The following is a 6,660-nucleotide window of genomic DNA, read 5'->3' on the forward strand; positions in this document are numbered from 1 at the left end:
GCGAGCTGATCGCGCGAGCAAGGCCGAGTACAGACGCAGAGGTTCAGCCGCAACAGCACATGCGCAGGTGATATAACCTGCGCATGTGACCACCCCGGGAACTCCTTACCCCGCTTCGCGTTGCCAATAAGCGCCGGCGCAGAGTGCAGTTGCGGGCATGTTTTATCGGGTGGAGCGGTGGCGTGAGCATTGGCGCGTCTGGTCAAAAGGTTGGATTGAGCGATTGGTTTCGCGATTTCATAGGCGGTTTTTCGCTCAGAAGCCGCCTGATCTGGATCCTGCTCATTGCCACGCTTCCCGGCATGGCCGTCGCGATTTTCCTTGCCGTCAACGCCCTCGACAACCAGCGCGCGCGCATTGGGGAGAATGCTGAACGTCTTGCGGCTATTCAGGCTGCGCAACATACCAACGTCATCGAAAATGCCGGAATCATGATGGAAACGGTCGTCGCGCTGATCGACACCCGGCCCTTCGACCGTACCGGATGTAGGCAATTTCTCAGCGATTGGGCAGATCGCTACGCCTCCTTTACCTCGCTAACCCTGATCAGCCGTCGGGGCGATGCGCTTTGTGCTCCAGACGATAACGAACTCCCGAGCCGTTTTAAAAACGAAGCGTTTCTGGAGGAGATGAGCGATGCAGAAAGCATGATCGTGAGCGATTATACTGTGGGGCAATCAGGTATGCCGCTGATTGTCGCTGCGCTCCCGATCCGCGATGATGGCGGGCGCTTCGAGGGCGCCATCGCCGTCGGTATCGATCTGCGCTGGATGGAGTTTCTGACGCGCCGCCTCGACCTGCCATCAGGAAGCACGGTCACCGCGATCGGCAGCGATGGCAAGGTCCTCACCCATCATCGCGCTGAGGGTGAAGCCGGGGACAATCTGGAGGCGCCGCGCGCGACTGTGCCGGTCGAAGATATCCGGCTTGAGATGGCGACGATTGGTAGCGGTGCGATACGCGGCACGACGGAAAACGGCTCCGACCGGGTCTTCGGTTTCCAGCGCACCGATACGGGTGATCTCACGATCGCCGTGGGCACGCCGCAATACATGGAATTCGAGCGTTATGGAGCGGCATTGCGCGACACGCTGGCTGCACCCATGGCCATACTCGTCCTTGCGCTGATCGCGGCCGCCTATGCCAGCGAGTCGCTGGTCGTGCGGTGGGTGCGGTTGCTCACCGGGGCTGCGATCAGGATGTCTGGCGGCGATCTTGATGCCCGTTCCAATGTGCCACATGCGCGCTACGAACTCGGGCGGCTTGCTGCGGCGTTCGACAGCATGGCGGCGTCGATCCAGGATAAACAGGCGCAAATCCATGCAAAGGCGGCGCAATACAGGGATCTGCTGCATGAGCTCAATCATCGCGTCAACAACAACATGCAGATGATCGCCAGCCTGATCCGGATGAAGGCTAAGGGCGTGACCGATCCGCAGGCCCGGCTCGTCATCGACGATCTGGAACAACGCCTGCGCGCGCTTTCCGAAATCCAGCGCCTGCTCTATAGGCGCGAGGACGGCTTTGACGAAGACCCGGAATACACGGTGCGTCTGGGTCGCCTGCTGGCGGATTTTTATTCTTCAGACATACTCACGGTACGCGTCGAGGCCGACCCGATTCCGATCCCACGCCCGTCGGCGGTTCCGCTCGCGCTGATCATGAACGAGCTGATTACCAACGCCTGCAAGCACGCCTATTCCGACGGGCGGGGCGAGATCCGGGTCAATCTGCGCCGCGACGGTGACACGGTCCATCTCTCCGTCGCCGATGACGGGGCCCCGGTTCCCGATGAATGGACGCCGGGCCAGGAGGAGGAATCGATGGGCTTGCGGATCATGCGCAGCATGGCGGCGCATCTCGGTGGAGATATGGAGATCAGGCCCGCTGCACAAGGCAAGTCCATCAATCTGGCGTTTCCACTGGTGGCTCCCGCTTCCGGGTCTGATCAGCCTTGAGGCCGCGCCCAAGGGCGTCTTTCGGTAATGAGGGATAGCGGCGGCTGATGACGTCATGCCCGGATTGAGCCACAGTAAGGTCGGGGTTATTGCAGCCTTGAATACGCTGTACACTCGGCATCCTTGTTCCTTGCCGGACCGGGAGACCCGCAAGGCGCGGCTTGAAGAGACCCGATAACATGAGCAGCGTACTCGCAACCGAGCGCCGAGTTGGCAGCGCGCGCCGGTCGGGTTGAGATTGCGCTGAACGAAGAGGGCCCTGCTGCCAGACGGCCGGGATGGACCGTGGGCTCATCCGGATTTCAATGCGCCGAAACGATGCCGCTTATCCTCTTGAGATCCAGAAGTTTCCGAGAAAATCGAAAAACTGGCGCGCCCGGCAGGATTCGAACCTGCGACCTTTGGAATCGGAATCCAACACTCTATCCAGCTGAGCTACGGGCGCGGGGCGGCGTAAGCCGCGCGAAACCTGCATAGCGGATCGGGCGGGGCGGGGCAAGCGGTGTGTTGCGCCGAAGGTGTCGCCGCGCTCCCGGCGCCGGATCAGCATGCGGCGGGTTCTTGTTCGCCATGCGGCGGGTCCCGGTTCGCAATGAGGTGGTCTTGGTTAAGCGTCTCTTAACCGCATCCCGGCTAGGCTCGCCGGGTCTGAAAAAAGATTCGCCGGATCATGCCGAAAACACGTCGCCATGCCTCGCCTGCCGATGAACTGACGGACGCGCTGCGCGCCTTCGTCATACGCCGTCTCGTGGAGATATCGGGGCTGGTCATGCTCGTCTTCGCGGTTGCGATGACGCTGGCGCTCGCGACCTGGTCGGTGGAAGATCCAAGCCTCAACCATGCCGTCGATGGGCCGGTGCGCAACTGGCTCGGTTATCCCGGCGCGGTGGCATCCGATCTCGCCATGCAGCTCTTCGGCCTGGCCGCGCTCGCGGCGCTGCTGCCGCTCGCCGCCTGGGGATGGCGGTTGCTGCGGGAGGGGCGGCTCGCGCGGGTGCAGCTGCGGCTTGTCCTGTTCGTCCTCGGCGTCGTTGCCGCAACGGCGATGGCGAGCAGCTTGCCGGCCACCACACGCTGGCCCCTGCCGACGGGGCTCGGCGGTGTTGCCGGCGATGCGGTTCTCGCTGCTGCGCGGGCGCTGACCGGGATCACCGAAGGCCCGACCGCGACGCTGCTCGGTTTCGTCTTCGCCGGAATCGCCATCCTCGCCATCACCGCCGCCTCCGGCTTCGGCTTCGCTGATGAGGACGAGAATGCGGAGGAGGACGAGATTGCGGCGCCTGCGCCGGCGCCGCGTGGCCGCCCCGTCGATCTCGACGATTTCGACGAAACGCCGCGCGATGACGAGCCCGGTCAGGCGATCGTCTGGCTCGGTGCGGCAGCCCATGCGGTGCTCAGTCTGCGGGTACATCTGCGGCGCTTCGCACAACTGATGCGCGATGCTATGGCGCGGCGGCTGCGGCGTGAGTCCGAACATGATTTCGCCTATGCTTCGGGGCCGATGCGCCGCGAGGCCGATCTTGATGATGGTTTATCCGATTTCGTGCGGCCAGTGTCCCCCGGGACCCGGCGCGAGCCGGTACTCGACATACCCGGCGCGCCGGCGCAGGCAGGGCGCACGCCACAGGACGCGTCGCATGACCAGACAGCCCGCGTGTATCCTGCGGAATCTGAAGCGCGCCCGGTGCGGTACGAGGCACCCTGGAATCAGGATGGCGGCGGATGGGATGCGTGGGACGAGGATGTCGATCTCCCCGTGGATCAGGACGGCGAGGCGGCACGCACGCAACAGGGCGAGGAGGGCGCCGGTTCCGCCTCCAGCCGTGTCACCATGCCCGTCGCAACGACGAAACCCGGCAAACGCATCAAGCGCGAGGCGCAGCCCTCCTTCCTCGACCCGCAGGATGATTACCAGCTGCCCGCCCTGCAACTCCTGTCGGAGCCCACCGCCTCTCATCTGGCCGAGGTCTCGCGCGAAGCCCTGGAGCAGAACGCCGCGATGCTCGAATCGACGCTGGAGGATTTCGGCGTGCGGGGCGAGATCATCAATGTGCGCCCCGGGCCCGTGGTCACGCTCTACGAGCTGGAGCCGGCCCCGGGGACCAAGTCGAGCCGTGTGATCGGGCTTGCCGACGACATCGCCCGTTCGATGAGCGCGGTCTCGGCCCGTGTCGCGGTTGTCCAGGGGCGCAATGCGATCGGCATCGAACTCCCCAATGTCAAGCGTGACACCGTCTTCCTGCGCGAATTGCTGGCCAGCCGCGATTTCGAATCCTCCAAGCAGAAACTCGCCCTGTGCCTCGGCAAGACCATCGGCGGCGAGCCCGTGATAGCGGATCTGGCCAAGATGCCGCATCTGCTGGTGGCAGGCACGACCGGCTCGGGCAAGTCGGTGGCGATCAACACCATGATCCTGTCGATCCTCTACCGGATGTCGCCCGAGCAGTGCCGGATGATCATGGTCGATCCCAAGATGCTGGAACTGTCGGTCTATGACGGCATTCCGCATCTGCTCTCGCCGGTCGTGACCGATCCCAAGAAAGCCGTTGTCGCGCTGAAATGGGCGGTGCGCGAGATGGAGGACCGCTATCGCAAGATGTCGAAGATGGGCGTGCGCAACATTGACGGCTTCAATGCCCGTGTGGCCGAAGCGACCGCGCGCGGCGAGGTGATCACGCGCTCCGTCCAGACGGGATTTGACCGCGAGACCGGGGAAGCGATCTTCGAAGAGGAGGAGATGAGCCTCGATCAGTTGCCCTATATTGTCGTCATCGTCGACGAGATGGCCGATCTGATGATGGTCGCCGGCAAGGAGATCGAGGGCGCCATCCAGCGCCTCGCCCAGATGGCGCGTGCAGCGGGTATCCACCTGATCATGGCGACCCAGCGCCCCTCGGTCGATGTCATCACCGGTACGATCAAGGCGAATTTTCCCACGCGCATCTCCTTCCAGGTTACCTCGAAGATCGATTCGCGCACCATTCTGGGTGAGATGGGTGCCGAACAGCTGCTCGGACAGGGAGACATGCTCTATATGGCGGGTGGCGGACGTATCACCCGCGTGCACGGGCCCTTCGTCTCGGATGACGAGGTCGAGCATGTCGTGGCCCATCTCAAGACGCAGGGGCGCCCGGCCTATCTCGACGCGGTCACGTCAGAGGAGGATGAGGGCGGCTCCGGAGGCGATGACGGTGGTGCCGTGTTCGACAAGGGCTCGTTCGGCGATCCGGGCGCCGATCTGTACGATCAGGCCGTTGCCGTGGTCCTGCGCGACAAGAAGGCCTCCACCTCATACATCCAGCGCCGTCTGCAGATCGGCTACAACCGGGCCGCCTCGCTGATGGAGCGGATGGAGAATGAGGGGATCGTCGGCGCGCCCAACAATGCCGGAAAGCGCGAGATCCTGATGGAATCGCCGGAGGATCGCTATGGAAACGGCGATGATTGAGGCTGTTCGGAGCCGGACATGCCGCGCGCATGCCCGGAAGGAGTCGCGGTTCTGCCACAGCCGGATGTTACGCACGCGCAAGAATATCAGCGTGGTGTGATGGTTCGCGCCTGCACCGGATACGGGATGACGATGCATGGTTGAGGGTATGGTGAAGCACAGGATTGGTACGGGCAAGGCGCAGGATCCGCGTCATGCGGCGCGTCTGCGCGGGCTGGCTTTCGCCTTCCTGGCCGGTGCCGTTCTGGTGCCGGTGCCCGGGAACGGCATGGGTCCGGTTGCTGCCGAAAGCGTTCAGCGCGCCTTCTGGCAGATCGATACGTTGCCTCCGCCACGGCCCGAGCGCCTGCATGTCAGCCAGGCGCAGCTTCCCGAGCCGCCGGTTGGCGTGCGCGGCGTAGCCCCCGGGCAGGTGCCCGAGCGGTCAGCAGCGGGTAGCACGGTCGAGAATCTGAGCGCCGAGCAGATCGTGGCGCGTGCCAATGACTTCTTCAACGGCATAACCACCATGTATGCCAGCTTCACGCAGATGAACGCCAATGGCGACCGGCTGACTGGCGAGCTCTATGTCCATCGCCCCGGAAGGCTGCGTTTTGATTATGATGAGCCGGCGACGCTTCAGGTCATCGCGGACGGGCGGCAGGTCGCGATCCAGGACGGCCGGCTGAACACACAGGATCTGTATCCGATCTCGCAGACGCCGCTGAAATTCCTGCTCGGCTCGCGCGTCAATCTCGGGCGCGACGTCAGCGTGCTCGATGTCGAGCGCTTCGACGACGAGGTCGACATCCAGCTCGAGGATCGCTCGACTCTGGGCGGAACCTCGCGGGTGACACTTACATTCGATGATCGCCTTTCAGAATTGAAACGCTGGCGCATCCGCGATCCGCAGGGTTTCACCACCACGGTGGCGCTCGACGAGGTGGATTTTGTCTCGCGCATGGATCCGGGTCTGTTCGTGATCGTGCGCAGGCGCTGATGATGCGGTTTGCGGCAAACGCCTCTTAACCCGGCGCGCGAAAAGGCGTAAACGACGCTCATGGCTCCTCCGCTTCTTCATCTGCAGGGGGTGGCGCTGACTTTCGGCGGCACGCCCTTGATCGAAAATGCCGAACTCTCCGTCGCACCCCAGGAGCGCATCTGCCTTGTGGGACGAAACGGCTCGGGCAAGTCGACGCTCTTGAAAATGGCGGCGGGGCTTGTCGAGCCGGATGCGGGCAAGCGCTTCGTCCAGCCCGGCGCGACCTTGCGTTA

At 63.6% G+C, this 6,660-nt stretch carries 5 protein-coding genes and 1 tRNA gene; 4 read left to right on the forward strand and 2 right to left on the reverse strand.

What is annotated here, in order from left to right; genetic code table 11:
• Window positions 1–404, reverse strand: a 404-nt coding sequence (locus VKP01_RS12220; RefSeq protein WP_324412672.1) for a hypothetical protein, incomplete at its 3' end; no start/stop codon positions are given.
• A gap of 27 nt (window positions 405–431) precedes the next feature.
• On the opposite strand from VKP01_RS12220, the gene VKP01_RS12225 reads away from it, so the two are divergent.
• A complete protein-coding gene (locus VKP01_RS12225; RefSeq protein ID WP_324412674.1) occupies window positions 432–1,958 on the forward strand; it encodes a sensor histidine kinase in 1,527 nt (508 codons plus the stop codon).
• Window positions 1,959–2,326: 368 nt separating this feature from the next.
• On the opposite strand, the gene VKP01_RS12230 is transcribed toward VKP01_RS12225, so the two are convergent.
• Window positions 2,327–2,403: transfer RNA gene (locus tag VKP01_RS12230), tRNA-Arg, on the reverse strand.
• A gap of 225 nt (window positions 2,404–2,628) precedes the next feature.
• Here VKP01_RS12230 and VKP01_RS12235 point away from each other — a divergent pair.
• The 3 genes from VKP01_RS12235 to VKP01_RS12245 form a co-directional block, all read left to right on the forward strand.
• Window positions 2,629–5,406: a DNA translocase FtsK gene (locus VKP01_RS12235; protein WP_324412676.1), complete on the forward strand. Its 2,778-nt coding sequence runs from the start codon at window positions 2,629–2,631 to the stop codon at window positions 5,404–5,406.
• A gap of 136 nt (window positions 5,407–5,542) precedes the next feature.
• On the forward strand, window positions 5,543–6,385 hold the full coding sequence (locus VKP01_RS12240) for an outer membrane lipoprotein carrier protein LolA (RefSeq protein WP_324412678.1): 843 nt from the start codon (window positions 5,543–5,545) through the stop codon (window positions 6,383–6,385).
• Window positions 6,386–6,445: 60 nt separating this feature from the next.
• The coding region (locus tag VKP01_RS12245) for an ATP-binding cassette domain-containing protein (RefSeq protein ID WP_324412680.1) at window positions 6,446–6,660 on the forward strand (215 nt) is incomplete at its 3' end.

The sequence above is a fragment of the Saliniramus sp. genome (genome assembly GCF_035311605.1).
In the GTDB taxonomy this organism is placed as follows: Bacteria; Pseudomonadota; Alphaproteobacteria; order Rhizobiales; family Beijerinckiaceae; genus Saliniramus.